The organism is Serratia sp. BNK-10 (assembly GCF_047456065.1).
In the GTDB taxonomy this organism is placed as follows: Bacteria; Pseudomonadota; Gammaproteobacteria; order Enterobacterales; family Enterobacteriaceae; genus Serratia; species Serratia ureilytica.
Genome location: NZ_CP179894.1, coordinates 4,477,262 through 4,498,330, shown reverse-complemented (window position 1 = coordinate 4,498,330; position 21,069 = coordinate 4,477,262). Strand labels below are relative to the sequence as shown.

The window sequence follows — 21,069 nt, the reverse complement described above, 5'->3', positions numbered from 1 at the left end:
CACCAATTGCTCAGATTGGCAATACCACCGTTTTTGCTGAGGGAACAGACGATGCGGCCGGAAGAGATCGCTTTACGGATGCGGGGAGTCACGGGGCTACAGACCGTCGTGGCCAGTCGGCTCGTGCGACAGTTATCGCAAATGAGTGGCGAGCCTCGCCGCGTGTTGCATGAGCTGGGATTGAACGAACGGCAGCAGGCACAGTTCAACCGAGTGGATCCCGTCTATCTGGCGGCCACCCTGCGTTGGCTGGAGGAGCCGGCGCACCGTATGCTGAACTATGGGGCGTCCGGCTATCCTGAAAACCTGGCTCAGATCGACGACGCGCCGCTGTTTCTGCTGATCAAGGGCGATCCTCGGGTGCTGTTGCAACCTCAGCTCGCTATGGTCGGCAGCCGGCAGTTCAGCCATTACGGCGAGCGTTGGGCGAACCATTTCGCCGAGGAGTTGGCGCGTTGCGGTTTCACCATCACCAGCGGTTTGGCGATCGGCATCGACGGCATTTGCCATCGTGCGGCGCTGGCGGCCGATGGCTGCACGATTGCGGTGTTGGGCAGCGGGCTGGGCAATATCTATCCGCGCCGGCACCGCCGGCTCGCGGAGCAGATAGTCGAGCAGGGCGGCGCCGTGATTTCAGATCATTTAGTCACCGATTTGCCTCTGGCCGACCATTTCCCACGCCGTAATCGCATTATCAGCGGGCTCAGCCTGGGGGTTCTGGTCATAGAAGCTTCGCTGCGCAGCGGTACCCTGGTGACGGCTCGCTACGCGTTGGAGCAGGGGCGTGAGGTGTTCGCCTTGCCTGGGCCATTAGGAAACCCGATGAGTGAGGGGACGCATTGGTTAATCCAGCAGGGCGCGCATCTGGTCACCGGGCCGAAAGATATCGCCGAATTGCTGGGAAGCGGCCTTCAATGGCTGTCACTGAACGAAAATACAACTATTTGTGCGTCGCAGGCTGAAGTTGAATTGCCATTTGGCGATGTGTTGGCTAACGTAGGAGATGAGGTGACACCTGTTGACGTCGTCGCTGAACGTGCCGGCCAACCTGTGCCAGTGGTGGTAATCAAGTTACTCGAGCTGGAGTTAGCAGGGTGGATCGCAGCTGTACCCGGCGGCTATGTCCGAATAAGGAGGGCAAGCCATGTTCGACGTACTCATGTACTTGTTTGAAACTTATATCCACAATGAACCAGAGATGCGCGTCGATCAGGATCAACTGACCGATGATCTCGCTCAGGCGGGGTTTCATCGGGATGATATCTACAACGCGTTGAATTGGCTTGAGAAGTTGGCTGACCTGCAAGAGGGTCAAAATGCCCCTTACTTTATGGATGCCGATCCGCTGGCAATGCGGATCTACACCGAAGAAGAAGGTGCACGTCTGGACGCCGGCTGCCGTGGTTTTCTCCTGTTCCTGGAACAGATTCAGGTATTGAACCTCGAAACCCGTGAAATGGTTATCGACCGCGTTATGGCTTTGGATAATGCGGAATTCGATCTCGAAGATCTGAAATGGGTCGTGTTGATGGTGCTGTTTAATATCCCCGGATATGAAAGCGCCTATCAGCAAATGGAAGAACTGTTGTTTGAAGTGAACGAAGGTTATCTGCATTGAGCCGATAACGCGCATAGAAGACGTTATGACAAAAAACGCGATTTTTGCCGCCAGGCAAAATGAACCCTGTCCGGAATGCGGGGCCGAACTGGTGATCCGTAGCGGTCGCCACGGCCCCTTCCTCGGCTGTTCCCAGTACCCTGAATGCCAATATATTCGGCCGCTGAAAGCGCAGGCCGATGGACATATCGTTAAGGTCTTGGATGGGCAACAGTGCCCGAAATGTCAGGCGACGTTGGTGCTGCGCCAGGGGCGCTATGGCATGTTTATCGGCTGCAGCGATTATCCGCAGTGCGATCACACTGAAGTGATCGATAAGCCTGACGAAACCGCCATTACCTGTCCGCAGTGCGGCCAAGGCAAACTGCTGCAGCGCAAGTCGCGTTACGGCAAAGTTTTTCATTCCTGCGATCGTTACCCGGAATGCCAGTTTGCCCTCAATGTTAAACCTGTCGCCGGTGAGTGCGCCTATTGCCATTATCCGCTGCTGATGGAAAAGCGCACGGCAAAAGGCCCCGTCCTGTGCTGTGCCAGCAAGCTGTGCGGAAAACCCGTCGCGACTACAGAATAATCACATCATGAACTCAGAATTAAGCCCGAACCTTTTATCTATCATCGATGCTTTGCATCAACAGCAGGTGATTGCGTATCCCACAGAAGCCGTATTCGGCCTGGGTTGCGATCCCGACAGCGAGCAGGCGGTCAATGCATTGCTGGCGCTGAAACAGCGGCCGTGGGAAAAGGGGCTGATTTTGATCGCCGCCGACTATGCACAGCTTAAACCTTATATCGACGACAGTGCGCTCAGCGAACAGCAGCGCACGACGATGTTTGCCAGCTGGCCAGGGCCGGTAACCTGGGTTTTGCCCGCTAGGCCGGGGACGCCGCGTTTGCTGACCGGACGCTTCAGCTCGCTGGCGGTGCGCGTCAGCGATCATCCGTTGGTGCAGCAGCTGTGCCGGCAGTATGGCAAGCCGCTGGTGTCGACCAGCGCCAATCTCAGTGGGCTGGAGCCATGCCGCAGTGCGGATGAGGTTACGCGGCAGTTCGGCGAAGCTTTCCCGGTATTGCGCGGCAAGGTGGGTGGCCGTCTTAATCCTTCCGAAATCAGAGACGTTCTGACCGGCGAACAGATCCGTCAGGGCTAGAGGTAATGGGCATGGAGAAGTTTGCGGTATTTGGCAACCCTATCGGCCACAGCAAGTCGCCGCGAATTCATGCGCTGTTTGCTGCCCAGACCGGCATTGAGCATCCTTATGGGACGGTGTTGGCGCCGTTAGACGGTTTTGAAACCAGCCTGCAGGCGTTTATCCGCGCCGGAGGGCTGGGGGCGAACGTCACGGTGCCCTTCAAGGAGCGTGCTTATTCGGCCGCTTCTGAGCTGAGCGAGCGCGCAGCGATGGCCGGTGCGGTCAACACCCTGAAGGTATTACCGAATAGCGAGCTGTTGGGGGATAACACCGACGGCATCGGGTTGCTGACCGATCTACAGCGTCAGCAATTGATCCGGCCGCAGGATCGCATCCTGCTGATGGGCGCCGGCGGCGCAGCGCGCGGCGTGATCCTGCCGCTGCTGTCTTTCGGCTGTCGGCTAACGATCACCAACCGCACCTTCAGCCGAGCCCAGGCGTTGGCAGACGCTTTTCGGCATCTGGGGGAGATCTCGGCGGCGCCGATGGATCAATTGGATCAGCAAGCGTTCGAACTGGTGATCAATGCGACGGCGTCCGGCATCAGCGGAGAGATCCCGGCGTTGCCGGCGGGCGTAGTTAATGCGCACACTCGTTGCTATGACATGTTCTATCAGCAGGGCACTACGCCATTCCTGGCCTGGGCGCAGCAGCAGGGGGCAACGGAATATGCCGATGGGTTGGGCATGCTGGTGGGGCAGGCGGCGCATGCTTTCCTGCTTTGGCATGGAGTGATGCCACAGATCGAGCCGGTATTGCGCCAGTTGCGCAGCGAACTGGCGGCATAAATCCTGCCCCGTTCTCTTTATTTATAGAGAACGGGGTTCCCGTCAGATGTCTTCCGACAGGTACTCATCTTTCCAGCGTACATAGTTGTTCGAAGAATAAAGCAATCCTTCCAACTCGGCGGCGGTCAACGGCCTAACCTGGCGTGCCGGGCTGCCCATATAGAGATAGCCGCTGACCAGGCGTTTGCCCGGCGGCACTAAACTGCCGGCACCAATCATCACGTCGTCTTCTACTACTACACCGTCCAGCAGGATCGATCCCATACCGACCAGCACCCGGTTGCCGATGGCGCAGCCGTGCAGCATCGCTTTATGGCCTACGGTCACGTCTTCTCCAATCAACAGGGGATAACCGTCGGGGTTATGTTCGGAGCGGTGAGTCACATGCAGTACGCTGCCGTCCTGTATATTGCTGCGCGCGCCGATCTTTACCGCATTGACGTCGCCCCGAATGGCGACCAGCGGCCAGATGCTGACGTCATCCGCCAGATCGACGTCGCCGATGACGACGCTGGAAGGATCGATCAAGACGCGCTGACCGAGTTTGGGGGTGTATTGAAGATAAGAACGTACTGCATCGGACATGGTGCTTGCCTCACGTCGGGATCATATTTACCGGCAATACTAGACTCTGGCGATGGAATTACAACCAATCGCAGCGCCGGATCCTGCGGAAAATGGCCCTGATCGCACAAGATCCACTCGGAAGGGCTGAAAAGTGTGCAAACAGAAAGAAAAGATCAAAAAAGGGGTTGTGCAAAAAACTCGGATCCCTATAATGCGCCTCCATCGACACGGCGCAAGTGATTCACTTCACACAGCGGCCGGGAAGAAAGAGAAAAAATCCTGAAAATTAGGGTTGACTCTGAAAGAGGAAAGCGTAATATACGCCACCTCGAGTTAGCAAGCGAAAGCGCCTAACTCACTGCTCTTTAACAATTTATCAGACAATCTGTGTGGGCACTCCACAAGACGATATCCAGCATCTTCGGATGCAAAAAAATATCAAGTCTTGAAGAGTGACTAACTGAAGTAAAATTCATGCAGTAAATCTTTGAGCACCGCTTCTCGAGTGGAAGCACATCAAGCTTTTAATTGAAGAGTTTGATCATGGCTCAGATTGAACGCTGGCGGCAGGCTTAACACATGCAAGTCGAGCGGTAGCACAGGGGAGCTTGCTCCCCGGGTGACGAGCGGCGGACGGGTGAGTAATGTCTGGGAAACTGCCTGATGGAGGGGGATAACTACTGGAAACGGTAGCTAATACCGCATAACGTCGCAAGACCAAAGAGGGGGACCTTCGGGCCTCTTGCCATCAGATGTGCCCAGATGGGATTAGCTAGTAGGTGGGGTAATGGCTCACCTAGGCGACGATCCCTAGCTGGTCTGAGAGGATGACCAGCCACACTGGAACTGAGACACGGTCCAGACTCCTACGGGAGGCAGCAGTGGGGAATATTGCACAATGGGCGCAAGCCTGATGCAGCCATGCCGCGTGTGTGAAGAAGGCCTTCGGGTTGTAAAGCACTTTCAGCGAGGAGGAAGGTGGTGAGCTTAATACGCTCATCAATTGACGTTACTCGCAGAAGAAGCACCGGCTAACTCCGTGCCAGCAGCCGCGGTAATACGGAGGGTGCAAGCGTTAATCGGAATTACTGGGCGTAAAGCGCACGCAGGCGGTTTGTTAAGTCAGATGTGAAATCCCCGGGCTCAACCTGGGAACTGCATTTGAAACTGGCAAGCTAGAGTCTCGTAGAGGGGGGTAGAATTCCAGGTGTAGCGGTGAAATGCGTAGAGATCTGGAGGAATACCGGTGGCGAAGGCGGCCCCCTGGACGAAGACTGACGCTCAGGTGCGAAAGCGTGGGGAGCAAACAGGATTAGATACCCTGGTAGTCCACGCTGTAAACGATGTCGATTTGGAGGTTGTGCCCTTGAGGCGTGGCTTCCGGAGCTAACGCGTTAAATCGACCGCCTGGGGAGTACGGCCGCAAGGTTAAAACTCAAATGAATTGACGGGGGCCCGCACAAGCGGTGGAGCATGTGGTTTAATTCGATGCAACGCGAAGAACCTTACCTACTCTTGACATCCAGAGAACTTAGCAGAGATGCTTTGGTGCCTTCGGGAACTCTGAGACAGGTGCTGCATGGCTGTCGTCAGCTCGTGTTGTGAAATGTTGGGTTAAGTCCCGCAACGAGCGCAACCCTTATCCTTTGTTGCCAGCGGTTCGGCCGGGAACTCAAAGGAGACTGCCAGTGATAAACTGGAGGAAGGTGGGGATGACGTCAAGTCATCATGGCCCTTACGAGTAGGGCTACACACGTGCTACAATGGCGTATACAAAGAGAAGCGACCTCGCGAGAGCAAGCGGACCTCATAAAGTACGTCGTAGTCCGGATTGGAGTCTGCAACTCGACTCCATGAAGTCGGAATCGCTAGTAATCGTAGATCAGAATGCTACGGTGAATACGTTCCCGGGCCTTGTACACACCGCCCGTCACACCATGGGAGTGGGTTGCAAAAGAAGTAGGTAGCTTAACCTTCGGGAGGGCGCTTACCACTTTGTGATTCATGACTGGGGTGAAGTCGTAACAAGGTAACCGTAGGGGAACCTGCGGTTGGATCACCTCCTTACCTAAAGATATTAGTTCGCGTGGCGTGCTCACACAGATTGTCTGATGAAAAAGTAACGAGCAAAAGCGTCATAAAAGTACGGTGTCGTGTCCCCTTCGTCTAGAGGCCTAGGACACCGCCCTTTCACGGCGGTAACAGGGGTTCGAATCCCCTAGGGGACGCCAAGCTTCCGACCCACCCGGTGAAAGCGGCGGTCTCAAGTATCTGACGATACACCATATCTTAAAGATGACTTCCGAGTCATGTTTAAGATATTGCTCTTTAACAATCTGGAACAAGCTGAAAATTGAAACATGACGGCTGAAATTTATCCCTCCGTAGATGTACTGGGATAAAGAGTAACCTGTCATAGAGTCTCTCAAATGTTTGCAGCGCGAACGATGGAAACATCTTCGGGTTGTGAGGTTAAGTGACTAAGCGTACACGGTGGATGCCTAGGCAGTCAGAGGCGATGAAGGGCGTGCTAATCTGCGAAAAGCGTCGGTAAGGTGATATGAACCGTTACAACCGGCGATACCCGAATGGGGAAACCCAGTGTGTTTCGACACACTATCATGTCATGAATACATAGTGGCATGAGGCGAACCGGGGGAACTGAAACATCTAAGTACCCCGAGGAAAAGAAATCAACCGAGATTCCCCCAGTAGCGGCGAGCGAACGGGGAGGAGCCCAGAACCTGAATCGGCTTGTGTGTTAGTGGAAGCGTCTGGAAAGTCGCGCAGCAAAGGGTGATAGCCCCGTACACTAAAATGCACAGGTCGTGAGTTCGATGAGTAGGGCGGGACACGTGACATCCTGTCTGAATATGGGGGGACCATCCTCCAAGGCTAAATACTCCTGACTGACCGATAGTGAACCAGTACCGTGAGGGAAAGGCGAAAAGAACCCCGGCGAGGGGAGTGAAATAGAACCTGAAACCGTGTACGTACAAGCAGTGGGAGCACCTTCGTGGTGTGACTGCGTACCTTTTGTATAATGGGTCAGCGACTTATATTTTGTAGCAAGGTTAACCGTATAGGGGAGCCGTAGGGAAACCGAGTCTTAACTGGGCGATTAGTTGCAAGGTATAGACCCGAAACCCGGTGATCTAGCCATGGGCAGGTTGAAGGTTGGGTAACACTAACTGGAGGACCGAACCGACTAATGTTGAAAAATTAGCGGATGACTTGTGGCTGGGGGTGAAAGGCCAATCAAACCGGGAGATAGCTGGTTCTCCCCGAAAGCTATTTAGGTAGCGCCTCGTGAACTCATCTTCGGGGGTAGAGCACTGTTTCGGCTAGGGGGCCATCCCGGCTTACCAAACCGATGCAAACTCCGAATACCGAAGAATGTTATCACGGGAGACACACGGCGGGTGCTAACGTCCGTCGTGAAGAGGGAAACAACCCAGACCGCCAGCTAAGGTCCCAAAGTCATGGTTAAGTGGGAAACGATGTGGGAAGGCATAGACAGCCAGGATGTTGGCTTAGAAGCAGCCATCATTTAAAGAAAGCGTAATAGCTCACTGGTCGAGTCGGCCTGCGCGGAAGATGTAACGGGGCTAAACCATGCACCGAAGCTGCGGCAGCGACGCTTAGGCGTTGTTGGGTAGGGGAGCGTTCTGTAAGCCGTTGAAGGTGGCCTGTGAGGGTTGCTGGAGGTATCAGAAGTGCGAATGCTGACATAAGTAACGATAAAGCGGGTGAAAAGCCCGCTCGCCGGAAGACCAAGGGTTCCTGTCCAACGTTAATCGGGGCAGGGTGAGTCGACCCCTAAGGCGAGGCTGAAAAGCGTAGTCGATGGGAAACAGGTTAATATTCCTGTACTTGGTGTTACTGCGAAGGGGGGACGGAGAAGGCTAGGCTAGCCGGGCGACGGTTGTCCCGGTTTAAGCGTGTAGGGGGTGTGACCTGGTAAATCCGGTTGCATATTAACCCTGAGGCGTGATGACGATGCACTACGGTGCAGAAGTAGTTGATGCCCTGCTTCCAGGAAAATCCTCTAAGCTCCAGGTAACATTAAATCGTACCCCAAACCGACACAGGTGGTCAGGTAGAGAATACCAAGGCGCTTGAGAGAACTCGGGTGAAGGAACTAGGCAAAATGGTGCCGTAACTTCGGGAGAAGGCACGCTGGCATGTAGGTGAAGTCCCTTGCGGATGGAGCTGAAGCCAGTCGAAGATACCAGCTGGCTGCAACTGTTTAATAAAAACACAGCACTGTGCAAACACGAAAGTGGACGTATACGGTGTGACGCCTGCCCGGTGCTGGAAGGTTAATTGATGGGGTCAGCCGCAAGGCGAAGCTCTTGATCGAAGCCCCAGTAAACGGCGGCCGTAACTATAACGGTCCTAAGGTAGCGAAATTCCTTGTCGGGTAAGTTCCGACCTGCACGAATGGCGTAATGATGGCCAGGCTGTCTCCACCCGAGACTCAGTGAAATTGAACTCGCTGTGAAGATGCAGTGTACCCGCGGCAAGACGGAAAGACCCCGTGAACCTTTACTATAGCTTGACACTGAACATTGAGCCTTGATGTGTAGGATAGGTGGGAGGCTTTGAAGCGTGGACGCCAGTCTGCGTGGAGCCATCCTTGAAATACCACCCTTTAATGTTTGATGTTCTAACTCGGCCCCGTGATCCGGGGTGAGGACAGTGTCTGGTGGGTAGTTTGACTGGGGCGGTCTCCTCCCAAAGAGTAACGGAGGAGCACGAAGGTTAGCTAATCACGGTCGGACATCGTGAGGTTAGTGCAAAGGCATAAGCTAGCTTGACTGCGAGAGTGACGGCTCGAGCAGGTACGAAAGTAGGTCTTAGTGATCCGGTGGTTCTGAATGGAAGGGCCATCGCTCAACGGATAAAAGGTACTCCGGGGATAACAGGCTGATACCGCCCAAGAGTTCATATCGACGGCGGTGTTTGGCACCTCGATGTCGGCTCATCACATCCTGGGGCTGAAGTAGGTCCCAAGGGTATGGCTGTTCGCCATTTAAAGTGGTACGCGAGCTGGGTTTAGAACGTCGTGAGACAGTTCGGTCCCTATCTGCCGTGGGCGTTGGAAGATTGAGAGGGGTTGCTCCTAGTACGAGAGGACCGGAGTGAACGCACCACTGGTGTTCGGGTTGTCATGCCAATGGCATTGCCCGGTAGCTAAGTGCGGAAAAGATAAGCGCTGAAAGCATCTAAGCGCGAAACTTGCCTCAAGATGAGTCTTCCCTGGGCCTTCAAGGCCCCTGAAGGAACGTTTAAGACTAAGACGTTGATAGGCTGGGTGTGTAAGTGCAGCGATGCATTGAGCTAACCAGTACTAATGATCCGTGAGGCTTAACCTTACAACACCGAAGGTGTTTTTAGAGAGATTTTCAGCGACGTTCCAAGATTGGTTCTGATGGCTTCATGGAAGTGAGGCGGTTGGAATGAAACAGAATTTGCCTGGCGGCAATAGCGCGGTGGTCCCACCTGACCCCATGCCGAACTCAGAAGTGAAACGCCGTAGCGCCGATGGTAGTGTGGGGCCTCCCCATGCGAGAGTAGGACACTGCCAGGCATCAAATTAAGCGTGCTGATATGGCTCAGTTGGTAGAGCGCACCCTTGGTAAGGGTGAGGTCCCCAGTTCGACTCTGGGTATCAGCACCACTTTATTTAAAGTGGGTTTAGAAGTTCGGCAGAAAAAAGAATTTGCTTGGCGGCAATAGCGCGGTGGTCCCACCTGACCCCATGCCGAACTCAGAAGTGAAACGCCGTAGCGCCGATGGTAGTGTGGGGTCTCCCCATGCGAGAGTAGGACACTGCCAAGCATCAAATAAAACAACAAGCCTCATGCGAAAGCATGGGGCTTTTTGTTTTGTCTGTTATCTGGCGTTCTGCTCGAGCATGGGCATGCGAAAGGCCCGTCGGGAACGGGCCTTAACGCCGCTTGCGGCGGCCCCGCAGGGGAGAGTCTCAGGATGAGACGAATACTGTAGGACACTGCCAAGCATCAAATAAGCCAAGAGGCCATCCGAAAGGATGGCCTTTTTGCTTTCCGTGCCTCTCATCCTCCCTGCCAAGATCCTGACGCAGTTTGCTCAATGAAACATTTTCACCTTTCCGCTGAACGCTCGACATCGACGGAAAAAAACGCTATCTTCGGGCATCTAGAAGTCTAAACGTATAAATGGATGTGTGAGGGTTAAGCAATGCCGATTCGTGTTCCTGATGAGTTACCTGCGGTCAATTTCTTGCGCGGTGAGAATGTCTTCGTGATGACATCCTCGCGGGCAAAAACACAGGAAATCAGGCCGCTGAAAGTGCTGATCCTCAACCTGATGCCAAAGAAGATCGAAACGGAAAACCAGTTTTTGCGCCTGCTTTCCAACTCGCCGCTGCAGATTGATATCCAGTTGCTGCGCATCGACAGCCGCGAGTCGAAGAATACGCCGGCGGAGCATCTGAACAACTTCTACTGCGACTTCGAGGATATTCAGAACGAGAACTTCGATGGCCTGATCGTCACCGGCGCGCCGCTGGGGCTGGTCGATTTCTGCGACGTTGCCTACTGGCCGCAGATCGAACGGGTGATCGACTGGGCCAAGCATCACGTTACCTCCACGCTGTTCGTGTGCTGGGCGGTACAGGCGGCGTTGAATATTCTGTACGGCATTCCCAAGATGACGCGCGAAGTGAAGCTCTCCGGGGTTTATCCGCACCAAACGCTGCAGCAGCATGCGTTGCTGACGCGCGGCTTCGACGAAAGCTTTCTGGCGCCGCATTCACGCTATGCCGATTTCCCGACCGAGGTGATTCGCCAATATACCGACCTGGACATCCTGGCCGAATCCGAGCAGGCTGGCGCCTACCTGTTCGCCAGCAGGGATAAGCGCCTGGCGTTCGTCACCGGCCATCCGGAATACGATACAATGACGCTGGCGGGAGAGTATTGTCGCGACAACGATGCCGGCCTCGATCCTGCCGTACCGCTCAACTATTTCCCCGATGACAACCCCGCACTGACACCGAAAGCCACCTGGCGCAGCCATGGCCACCTCCTGTTTTCCAATTGGCTCAATTATTACGTCTACCAGATCACGCCTTACGATCTGCGCCATATGAATCCGACTCTCGACTGATATTTTCTGCCTGCCGGCGGCTGAATCGAGGCCGCCGCACTGCTCACCCTCTGCACGATCTTCTTTTTACTCGTCAATTCTCCCAAAAAACCATTGCCTAACAACGCGTTAGTCCGTCTTTGCAATTCTATTGGAACCGATTTCCTTACCTGTTGACCGTGTTATTTATCCTAACCAATTGATAATAAAGTGTTAATAAAATATTTAATAATAAAATGGAAATGGTTTTTGATTTTTATTTTTTGTTGGGTATTCTTAACGCTATCGGGATGAGATCTGACCAGTTTAGGATCGTTCCATCCGCCCTGATCCACAGTGATTTCTGATGAAAATGCGCCGGTCGCTCGGGCGCAACGATGGGAAGGAGCAAGGTCATGACGCAACAGATAGCAGGCACGGAGTTAAGGTTTACGCAGGGTTTCGCCGCTGCGGAGCGCCAGGTGTTAACGGATGAAGCGGTTGAATTTCTGGCGGAACTGGTGGGGAAATTCACGCCGCGTCGCAATGAGCTGTTGGCGGCGCGTGCCCGCTGGCAACAAAATATCGATCGCGGCGAATTGCCTGGGTTTATTTCGGAAACCAATTCCATTCGTGAAGGCAATTGGCAGATCCGCGGCATTCCGCAAGACCTGCGCGATCGCCGGGTAGAGATCACCGGGCCGGTCGAGCGCAAGATGGTGATCAATGCGTTGAACGCCAACGTAAAAGTGTTTATGGCGGACTTCGAAGACTCGCTGGCGCCAAGCTGGGACAAAGTCATCGACGGTCAAATCAACCTGCACGATGCGGTTAACGGCACCATCTCCTACACCAATGAAGCCGGCAAAATCTACCAGCTGAAACCGACCCCGGCGGTATTGATCGCTCGCGTACGCGGTCTGCATCTGCCGGAGAAGCACGTGCTGTGGCGTGATGAAGCCATCCCCGGCGGCCTGTTCGATTTCGCGCTGTACTTCTACCACAACTATCGCCAGCTGTTGGCCAAGGGCAGCGGCCCGTATTTCTACCTGCCGAAAACCCAGTCCTGGGAGGAAGCGGCCTGGTGGAGCGATGTCTTCAGCTTTACCGAGGATCGTTTCGATCTGCCGCGCGGCACCATCAAGGCGACCGTGCTGATCGAAACTCTGCCGGCGGTGTTCCAGATGGACGAGATCCTGTATCACCTGCGCGATCACATCGTCGGTCTGAACTGCGGCCGCTGGGATTACATCTTCAGCTACATCAAAACGCTGAAGAACCACGGCGATCGCGTGCTGCCGGATCGTCAGTCGGTAACCATGGAAAAACCTTTCCTCAGCGCCTATTCGCGCCTGTTGATCAAAACCTGTCATAAGCGCGGCGCGTTCGCCATGGGCGGCATGGCGGCGTTTATCCCGAGCAAAGACGCCGAGAAAAACGCCTGGGTGCTGAATAAGGTGCGGGCGGACAAAGAGCTGGAGGCCAACAATGGCCACGACGGCACCTGGGTGGCGCACCCGGGCTTGGCGGACACGGTGATGGAGGTGTTCGGCAACGCATTGGGCGATCGTCAAAATCAGCTGGACGTGCTGCGTGAGCAGGATGCGCCGATCAGCGCCGCCCAACTGCTGGAGCCGTGCGACGGCGAACGCACCGAAGCGGGGATGCGCGCCAATATCCGCGTGGCGGTGCAGTACATCGAAGCCTGGATCTCCGGCAACGGCTGCGTGCCGATTTACGGTTTGATGGAAGATGCGGCGACGGCGGAGATCTCCCGTACGTCTATCTGGCAGTGGATCCACCACGAGAAGAGCCTGAACGACGGGCGCCCGGTCACCAAGGCGCTGTTCCGCCAGATGTTGCAAGAAGAGATGTTGGTGGTGCGTGAAGAAGTAGGGGAAGCGCGCTTTAACGCCGGCCGGTTCGAAGAGGCGGCGCGCCTGATGGAGCGCATCACCACGCAAGATGAATTAATCGATTTCCTGACGTTGCCCGGCTATGAGCTGCTGGCCTGAACTTTCCCAATCAACCCTACATGACTGAAAGGATAAAAATTATGTCTACCTCTCGCTCTCAACAGATCCAGCAGCTGGAACAGGAATGGAAATCGGCCCGTTGGGAAGGCATCACTCGCCCTTACAGCGCCGAAGACGTGATCAATCTGCGCGGTTCGGTCAACCCGGAATGCACCCTGGCGCAAAACGGCGCCGCCAAACTGTGGGCGTTGCTGAATGGCAAGGCGCGCAAAGGCTACGTGAACTGCCTGGGCGCGCTGACCGGCGGCCAGGCGCTGCAGCAGGCCAAAGCCGGCGTCGAGGCCATCTACTTGTCCGGTTGGCAGGTGGCGGCCGACGCCAACAGCGCAGCGGCCATGTACCCTGACCAATCGCTGTATCCGGTGGACTCGGTGCCGAAGGTGGTCGAGCGCATCAACAACACCTTCCGGCGCGCCGATCAGATCCAATGGGCGAACCAGATTGAGCCGGGCAGCAAAGGGTACACCGATTATTTCCTGCCGATCGTCGCTGATGCGGAAGCCGGCTTCGGCGGCGTGTTGAACGCCTTTGAGCTGATGAAAGCGATGATTACCGCCGGGGCCGCCGGGGTGCACTTCGAAGATCAGCTGGCGGCGGTGAAGAAATGCGGCCATATGGGCGGCAAAGTGCTGGTGCCGACGCAAGAAGCGATCCAGAAACTGGTCGCCGCGCGCCTGGCGGCCGACGTGCTCGGCGTGCCGACGCTGGTGATCGCCCGTACCGACGCCGATGCGGCCGACCTGCTGACCTCTGACTGCGATCCGTATGACAGCGCCTTCGTCACCGGCGAGCGTACGGCGGAAGGCTTCTTCCGCACCCATGCCGGCGTCGAGCAGGCGATCAGCCGCGGTCTGGCTTATGCCCCTTACGCCGATATGGTGTGGTGCGAAACCTCAACGCCGGATCTGGATGCCGCCCAGCGCTTCGCCGACGCCATCCACGCCAAATACCCAGGCAAGCTGCTGGCCTACAACTGCTCGCCGTCGTTCAACTGGAAGAAGAACCTCGACGACCAGACCATCGCCCGCTTCCAGCAGGCGCTGTCGGACATGGGCTACAAGTATCAGTTCATCACGCTGGCGGGCATCCACAGCATGTGGTTCAACATGTTCGACCTGGCGCACGCCTATGCGCAGGGCGAAGGGATGAAACACTACGTCGAGAAGGTGCAGCAGGCGGAGTTCGCCGCGGTGGAGCGCGGTTACACCTTCGCGTCGCACCAGCAAGAGGTGGGCACCGGCTACTTCGACAAGGTCACCACCATCATTCAGGGCGGCGCCTCTTCGGTCACTGCGCTGACCGGTTCGACGGAAGAACAGCAGTTCTGATGCGGCAAGCTTGAAGACGTTTCACCCGGAGCCTGCATGCGCAGGCTTCTTTTTCTGGCGGGGGTAAGGATGGCGGCAAAACTGGAGTTGTTGATCGCACAGACGATCCTGCAGGGCTTCGATGCGCAGTACGGCCGCTTTCTGGAAGTGACCGCCGGCGCGCAGCAGCGCTTTGAGCAGGCGGATTGGCCGGCGGTGCAGCAGGCGATGAAAAAGCGCATCCATCTGTACGACCATCACGTCGGTCTGGTGGTGGAGCAGCTTAAATGCATCACCGGGCAGAAATATTTCGACGCCGACTTCCCCAGCCGGGTCAAAGCGGTCTATATCGATCTGCTGCCGGACTACCCGCGTTTTGAGATCGCCGAAAGCTTCTTCAACTCGGTCTATTGCCGGTTGTTCAAGCATCGCGATCTGACGCCGGACAAGCTGTTCGTCTTCAGTTCGCAGCCGGAACGGCGTTTTCGCGACATTCCGCGTCCGCTGGCGCGCGATTTTACCCCCAATGGCGATCTGCCGGCGATGCTGCGCAGCGTCTTGAGCGATCTGCCGCTGCGGTTGCCGTGGGAGGATCTGACACGCGACATTCGCTACATCACTCAGGCGCTGCAACGCGCCTTCAGCCCACAGCAACTGACGGGGGCGACCTTCCAGATCGCCAACGAGCTGTTCTATCGCAACAAGGCCGCCTGGCTGGTTGGCAAGTTGCGCCTGGCCGACGGCGTTTACCCGTTCCTGTTGCCGATCCACCACAGCGAATCGGGCGCGCTGTTTATCGACGCCTGCCTAACCGGCAGGGCCGAGGCCAGCATCGTCTTCGGTTTTGCCCGCTCTTATTTCATGGTCTACGCACCGCTGCCGGCGGCGATGGTGGAGTGGCTGCGCGAGATCCTGCCGGGCAAGACCACCGCCGAGCTGTACATGGCGATCGGCTGCCAAAAACACGGCAAAACCGAATGCTATCGCGAATACCTGACCTTTATGGCGCACTCACAGGAACAGTTCATCATCGCGCCGGGCGTGAAAGGCATGGTGATGCTGGTGTTCACCCTGCCGTCCTTCGATCGGGTGTTTAAAGTGATCAAGGATGAGTTCGCCCCGCAGAAAGAGGTGACGCAGGCGCAGGTGATGGCTTGCTATCAGCTGGTGAAAGAGCACGATCGCGTCGGGCGCATGGCGGATACCCAGGAGTACGAAAATTTCGTCGTCGACAAGGCGCGTCTCAGCCCTGAGCTGTTGGCGGAGCTGCGGCGTGAAGTGCCGGGCAAGCTGGAAGATCTCGGCGATCGCATCGTGATCAAACATCTGTATATGGAACGGCGCATGACGCCGCTGAACCTGTATCTGGAGCAGGCCAACGACCAGCAAATGCGCGATGCGATTGAAGAGTATGGCAACGCGATCAAGCAGTTGGCCGCCGCCAATATTTTCCCCGGCGATATGCTGTTCAAGAACTTCGGCGTGACGCGCCACGGGCGTGTGGTGTTCTACGACTACGACGAGATTTGCTACATGACCGAGGTCAACTTCCGCGACATTCCGCCGCCGCGTTATCCGGAGGACGAGCTGGCCAGCGAGCCGTGGTACAGCATCGCGCCCAACGATGTGTTCCCGGAAGAGTTCCGCCACTTCCTGTGCGGCGATCGGCGCATTCGGCAGGTGTTTGAAGAGTTGCACAGCGATCTGTTTACCGCGGAGTATTGGCGCGGGTTGCAGCAGCGCATCCGCGAGGGGCATGTGGAAGACGTGTTCGCTTATCGCAAGAAGCAGCGGTTCAGCCAGCGCAGCGGGGCGGCGCTGCCGGCCGCCACCGCTGCGATGTAAATCAGGCCTGGGCGCCCGCGACGGCGGCGCGCGCCAGTTCGGTAATGCGCGCGTAGTCGCCGCTTTCGAGCGCGTCCGCCGGCACCAGCCAGGAGCCGCCGATGCACAGCACGCTTTTCAGCGCCAGATAGCTGCGGTAATTGTCCGGCGAGATGCCGCCGGTCGGGCAGAAACGCACCTGCGGGAATGGGCCGCCGATCGCCTGCAGCGCTTTTACGCCGCCGTTGGCTTCCGCCGGGAAGAATTTAAATTCGCGCAGGCCGTAATCCATGCCCTGCATCAGCTCGGAAACGGTGCTGATGCCCGGTATAAGGGGAATGGAACCGGCGGTGGCGGCTTTGAGCAGCTCGTCGGTCAGCCCCGGGCTGATGGCGAACTGCGCGCCGGCCTCGGTCACTTCCCGCAGCTGCTGCGGATTGATCACCGTACCGGCGCCGATGATCGCTTCCGGCACCTCTTGGGCGATGGCGCGAATGGCGTCCATGGCGCAGGCGGTGCGCAGCGTCACCTCCAGCACCCGCACGCCGCCGGCGACCAGCGCTTTCGCCAGCGGCACCGCATGTTCCAGCTTGTTGATCACGATGACCGGCACTACCGGCCCCGCCGTCAGGATCTGCTCGGCGCTTGTTGTCCACTTGTTCATGCTGACGTTCTCCTCTGTGGCCGCCGCCAGGCGGCGATGCGGCCAGGCTATCGATTAAAATTTGATGCAGCAGGCGCCCTGCTCGGCGCCTGACAGCTGGCTGCGCAGCGCGCCGAACAGCTCGCGGCCGCAGCCGATGTGTTCGGCGCTCAGATCGGGTTGGCAAGGCGTGCGCCGCGCCAACTCGTCGGCGTCGACCAGCACCTGCAGCTCGCCGCTGCGGCCGTTGACGCGGATCGGATCGCCGTCGCGCACTTTCGCCAGCAGGCCGCCGGTATAGGCTTCCGGGGTGACGTGAATGGCGGAAGGCACCTTGCCGGAGGCGCCGGACAGGCGGCCGTCGGTCACCAGCGCCACTTTGAAGCCGCGATCCATCAACACGCCCAGCGGCGGCATCAGCTTGTGCAGCTCCGGCATGCCGTTGGCCTGCGGCCCCTGGAAGCGCACCACCACCACGCAATCGCGATCCAGCTTGCCGGCTTCGAACGCCGGCACAATATCGTGCTGGCTGTCGAACACCACCGCCGGCGCTTCGATGATCTGGTTATCGGCGGGCACCGCCGAGGTTTTCATCACTGCGCGGCCCAGATTGCCGGCCATCACTTTGGTGCCACCATGATGTTCGAACGGCTGGGCCACGCTGGCGATCACGCTGGCGTCGAGCGAGCCGGCCACGCCTTCGCGCCATATCAATTGGCCGTTGTCCAGCCACGGTTCCTGAGTGTAGCGGCGCAGGCCGAAACCGGCCACGGTGTGCACGTCTTCGTGCAGCAGGCCGTGTTGCAGCAGCTCGCGCACCACCAGCGGCACGCCGCCGGCGGCCTGGAATTGGTTGATGTCGGCCGGGCCGTTCGGGTAGATGCGGCACAGCAGCGGCACCGCCTCCGACAGCTCCGAGAAATCGTCCCAGGTGATGATGATGCCCGCCGCCCGCGCCATCGCCACCAGATGCATGGTCAGGTTGGTGGAGCCGCCGGTGGCCAGCAGCGAGACGATGCCGTTCACCACCACTTTCTCGTCCACCAGGCGGCCGATCGGCAGGTAGTTGCCGGCGGTATCGGTCAGTCGGGTCACCTGGCGCGCGGCGGCATCGTTCAGCGCGTCGCGCAGCGGCGTGTCCGGATGGACGAAGGAGGCGCCCGGCAGATGCAGACCCATCACTTCCATCACCATCTGGTTGGTGTTGGCGGTGCCGTAGAAGGTGCAGGTGCCGATGCCGTGATAAGAGGCCGCCTCGGCCTCCAGCAGCGCCAAACGGTCGGCCTTGCCCTCGGCGTACAGCTGGCGCACGCGCACTTTTTCCTTGTTCGGCAGGCCGCTGCTCATCGGGCCGGCCGGCACGAACAGCGCGGGCAGGTGGCCGAAGGAGAGGGCGGCCATCACCAGCCCCGGCACGATCTTGTCGCAGATGCCGAGGAACAGCGCGCCGTCGAACATATTGTGCGACAGGCCGACGGCGGCCGACATGGCGATCACGTCGCGGCTCATCAGCGACAGCTCCATGCCGTCCTGCCCCTGCGTCACCCCGTCGCACATCGCCGGCACGCCGCCGGCCACCTGGCCTACGGCGCCGACCGCCTTCAGCGCCTGCTTCAGCCGCTGCGGGTAGTGTTCGTACGGCTGGTGGGCCGACAGCATGTCATTGTAAGCGGTGATGATGGCGATATCGCTGCGCACCATGTTTTTCAGCGACGCCTTGTCATCGGGCTGACAGGCGGCGAAGCCGTGGGCCAGGTTGCCGCAGGCGAGCTGCGCGCGGTGGACGGTTTGGGAGCGGGCCGCCTCGATACGCGCCAGATAGGCGGCGCGGCTGGCCTGGGAACGGTCGATGATGCGCTGTGTGACACGGGACAAGGTTGGATTAATCATGCCTTCCTCACATTGCTGTTGTTATAGTCGCCGCCTGTGGCGGTGCCCCCGGGGGTGATTTGCAGCCCTGGTGTGCAAGGCCGGGGGCGATTTAGGATTTAAAACATCGTGAATGCAATCATGCCAATGGCGCCGCCGACGCTGCCCAGAATGGTTTCCATCACCGTCCAGGTTTTCAGCGTTTGCAGTTCGTTGGCGCCGGTGAATTTGCCGAACAGCCAGAAGCCGGCGTCGTTGACGTGGCTCAGCACGATGGAGCCGCCGGCGATGCAGATGGCCAGCGCGGCCAGTTGCCCGCCGTTCAGACCGAGCTGACTGGTGACCGGCAGCACCAGACCGACGGTGGTCAGGCAGGCGACGGTGGCCGAGCCCTGAATCACCCGCACCATGGCGGACAGCGCGAAGGCGGCCACGGCGATCGGCAGGCCGGCGCCGATCATGGCGTCACCCAACGCCGGCCCGACGCCGGAATCCACCAGGATCTGCTTGAACACCCCGCCGGCGCCGGTCATCAGCAGGATGATCCCGGCCGGCTGCACCGCAGCGGAACAGATGGCCAGCGTCTGTTCGTTGCTCATGCCGCGCGGTTTCGCCAGACCGTAAATCACGATCAGGCAGGCCAGCAGGATGGCGGTGAACGGGTGGCCGATAAACTCCAGCCACTGCTGCAGCTGCGAGCCGGGGGTGACCAGCCGCGCGCCGATGGTTTTCATGCCGACCAGCACCAGCGGGCACAGCACCAGCGCCAGGCTGAAGCCGAACGACGGCAGATTGCCCTTGGTCAGCGTCGGCTCATTCTCTTCCGGCGGCATTGGCCAGTTGACGAAACGGCTGATAAAGCTGCCGTACAGCGGGCCGGCGATCAGCATGCCGACCACCGCCGCCACCAGGCCGATGGCGATCATCCAGCCGAAATCGGCCTTCATCTGCGACGCCAGCAGCATCGGCACCGGCCCCGGCAGCAGGAAGGAGGCGGCGGCGGCCACGCCGGCGAACAGCGGGATGGCCAGCTTGACGATATTGCCGTCGGTGCGGCGCGCCACGGCGAACACGATGCCGATCAGCAGCACCACCGCCACGTCGAAGAACAGCGGCAGCGCGCAGATCAGCCCGGCGATGCCGAGCGCGTAGTGCGCCTTGCTTTGTCCGAATCGTTTCAGCAATTGCGCCGCAATTTGGTCGAGCGCGCCGACCTCATGCAGGATCTTGCCGAACATCGCCCCGAGCGCCACCACGATCGCCAGGAAGCCCAGCGTGTCGCCCATGCCTTTTTGCATGGTGTCGGCGATGTGTTCCAGCGGCATGCCGGAGAAAATGCCGGCGGCGATGGACACCAGCATCAACGCGACGAAGGCGTGCATGCGCGCCTTCATCACCAGGAATAACAGCAGTAAAACCGAGCCGACTGCGGTACCGACCAGCGTTACGGTACTCACGCGCACACGTCCTGCGGCAGGAAGCTCTGGATATGGCGCACGGTATCGGCGATCACCGCGTCCAGCGGCTGATTGATGTCGATCGCCATCACGTCGTTCTCGTCGGCGCCCGGTTGCTCCAGCGCGGCGAACTGGGTGACCAGCATCTGCGGCTTGAAGAAGTGGCCGTTGCGCGCCGCCAGGCGGGATTCGATCACCGGGAACTCACCGTGCAGATAGATGAATGACAGGTTGCCGTTGCCGGCGCGCAGGCGGTCGCGATACTGCTTTTTCAACGCCGAGCAGACGATGATCGACACGTTGTTGGTGCGCTGCATGGCGAAGGCGGCGTCGTTGAGCGCGGCTAGCCACGGCGCGCGATCGTCGTCGTTCAACGCTTCCCCGGCGGCCATCTTCAGGATGTTGCTGCGCGGGTGCAGGAAGTCGCCGTCGAGGAAGCCGGCGGAGAGTTGGCGGGCCGCGGCGGCGGCGACGGCGGACTTGCCGCTGCCGGAAACGCCCATAACGACGTAAATGCGATTTTGATTGTTGGTCATGGCTTGGCTCCAAAACACCGGGTGACGTTACCTTCATTTAGCTTGATTGTTACCGGTAACATGTTATCGGTAACATTGTCGAAGGAAGTTTGAGCGGTTGCAATGGGCTTTCGCCGTGAGG

At 58.1% G+C, this 21,069-nt stretch carries 14 protein-coding genes, 2 tRNA genes and 4 rRNA genes; 15 read left to right on the top strand and 5 right to left on the bottom strand.

Annotated features, from left to right (window positions below; all coding sequences use genetic code 11):
* The first annotated feature begins 51 nt into the window (after positions 1–51).
* Genes dprA through aroE form a run of 5 tightly spaced genes read left to right on the top strand, consistent with a single transcriptional unit; the run spans position 52 to position 3,596 of the window.
* Complete coding sequence (dprA, locus tag ACMGG9_RS21600; protein WP_197762271.1) at positions 52–1,173, top strand: DNA-protecting protein DprA; 1,122 nt, start codon at positions 52–54, stop codon at positions 1,171–1,173.
* Positions 1,145–1,618 carry a DUF494 family protein Smg gene (gene smg, locus ACMGG9_RS21595; RefSeq protein ID WP_025160381.1) on the top strand — a complete coding sequence of 158 codons (474 nt, stop codon included), beginning with the start codon at positions 1,145–1,147 and terminating at the stop codon, positions 1,616–1,618. Before dprA ends, smg begins: the two co-directional genes overlap by 29 nt.
* A gap of 25 nt (positions 1,619–1,643) precedes the next feature.
* Positions 1,644–2,189 carry a type I DNA topoisomerase gene (locus tag ACMGG9_RS21590; RefSeq protein ID WP_019456195.1) on the top strand — a complete coding sequence of 182 codons (546 nt, stop codon included), beginning with the start codon at positions 1,644–1,646 and terminating at the stop codon, positions 2,187–2,189.
* A gap of 7 nt (positions 2,190–2,196) precedes the next feature.
* Positions 2,197–2,766 (top strand): L-threonylcarbamoyladenylate synthase type 1 TsaC, encoded by a 570-nt coding sequence (gene tsaC / locus ACMGG9_RS21585; RefSeq protein WP_147881185.1) that lies wholly within the window; start codon positions 2,197–2,199, stop codon positions 2,764–2,766.
* Between the two features lie 11 nt (positions 2,767–2,777).
* Positions 2,778–3,596, top strand: coding sequence for a shikimate dehydrogenase (gene aroE / locus ACMGG9_RS21580; protein ID WP_414161714.1), 819 nt, complete (start codon positions 2,778–2,780; stop codon positions 3,594–3,596).
* A 42-nt stretch (positions 3,597–3,638) separates the two neighbouring features.
* Here aroE and ACMGG9_RS21575 read toward each other — a convergent pair whose 3' ends face one another.
* The gene (locus tag ACMGG9_RS21575; RefSeq protein WP_033645236.1) at positions 3,639–4,181 is read right to left on the bottom strand and encodes a gamma carbonic anhydrase family protein; all 543 of its coding nucleotides are present in this window, start codon (positions 4,179–4,181) and stop codon (positions 3,639–3,641) included.
* A gap of 507 nt (positions 4,182–4,688) precedes the next feature.
* Here ACMGG9_RS21575 and ACMGG9_RS21570 point away from each other — a divergent pair.
* The 10 genes from ACMGG9_RS21570 (at position 4,689) to aceK (ending at position 16,464) form a co-directional block, all read left to right on the top strand.
* Positions 4,689–6,230 (top strand): 16S ribosomal RNA (locus ACMGG9_RS21570).
* Positions 6,231–6,318: 88 nt separating this feature from the next.
* Positions 6,319–6,394 (top strand) — tRNA-Glu (locus tag ACMGG9_RS21565).
* A gap of 239 nt (positions 6,395–6,633) precedes the next feature.
* Positions 6,634–9,541 (top strand): 23S ribosomal RNA (locus ACMGG9_RS21560).
* A 99-nt stretch (positions 9,542–9,640) separates the two neighbouring features.
* Positions 9,641–9,756, top strand: a 5S ribosomal RNA gene (rrf, locus tag ACMGG9_RS21555).
* 14 nt (positions 9,757–9,770) lie between these two features.
* A tRNA-Thr gene (locus ACMGG9_RS21550) sits at positions 9,771–9,846 on the top strand.
* Positions 9,847–9,891: 45 nt separating this feature from the next.
* Positions 9,892–10,007, top strand: a 5S ribosomal RNA gene (gene rrf, locus ACMGG9_RS21545).
* Together the 16S, 23S and 5S rRNA genes with 2 tRNA genes alongside form the textbook arrangement of a ribosomal RNA operon.
* A gap of 381 nt (positions 10,008–10,388) precedes the next feature.
* Positions 10,389–11,318: a homoserine O-acetyltransferase MetA gene (gene metA, locus ACMGG9_RS21540; protein WP_197666831.1), complete on the top strand. Its 930-nt coding sequence runs from the start codon at positions 10,389–10,391 to the stop codon at positions 11,316–11,318.
* 374 nt (positions 11,319–11,692) lie between these two features.
* The gene (aceB, locus tag ACMGG9_RS21535; protein WP_414161713.1) at positions 11,693–13,291 is read left to right on the top strand and encodes a malate synthase A; all 1,599 of its coding nucleotides are present in this window, start codon (positions 11,693–11,695) and stop codon (positions 13,289–13,291) included.
* 41 nt (positions 13,292–13,332) lie between these two features.
* Positions 13,333–14,640 (top strand): isocitrate lyase, encoded by a 1,308-nt coding sequence (aceA, locus tag ACMGG9_RS21530; protein ID WP_033639246.1) that lies wholly within the window; start codon positions 13,333–13,335, stop codon positions 14,638–14,640.
* 69 nt (positions 14,641–14,709) lie between these two features.
* Positions 14,710–16,464, top strand: a complete 1,755-nt coding sequence (aceK, locus tag ACMGG9_RS21525) for a bifunctional isocitrate dehydrogenase kinase/phosphatase (protein WP_047026587.1) — start codon at positions 14,710–14,712, stop codon at positions 16,462–16,464.
* A 1-nt stretch (position 16,465) separates the two neighbouring features.
* Here aceK and ACMGG9_RS21520 read toward each other — a convergent pair whose 3' ends face one another.
* The 4 genes from ACMGG9_RS21520 to gntK form a co-directional block, all read right to left on the bottom strand.
* Entirely contained in the window at positions 16,466–17,107 is a 642-nt protein-coding gene (locus tag ACMGG9_RS21520) for a bifunctional 4-hydroxy-2-oxoglutarate aldolase/2-dehydro-3-deoxy-phosphogluconate aldolase (RefSeq protein WP_025304481.1), read from the bottom strand.
* Positions 17,108–17,161: 54 nt separating this feature from the next.
* Complete coding sequence (gene edd, locus ACMGG9_RS21515) at positions 17,162–18,976, bottom strand: phosphogluconate dehydratase (protein WP_033644379.1); 1,815 nt, start codon at positions 18,974–18,976, stop codon at positions 17,162–17,164.
* Between the two features lie 98 nt (positions 18,977–19,074).
* Entirely contained in the window at positions 19,075–20,412 is a 1,338-nt protein-coding gene (gene gntU / locus ACMGG9_RS21510) for a gluconate transporter (protein WP_414161712.1), read from the bottom strand.
* The gene (gene gntK, locus ACMGG9_RS21505; RefSeq protein ID WP_004936645.1) at positions 20,409–20,948 is read right to left on the bottom strand and encodes a gluconokinase; all 540 of its coding nucleotides are present in this window, start codon (positions 20,946–20,948) and stop codon (positions 20,409–20,411) included. Before gntK ends, gntU begins: the two co-directional genes overlap by 4 nt.
* Positions 20,949–21,069 lie beyond the last annotated feature (121 nt).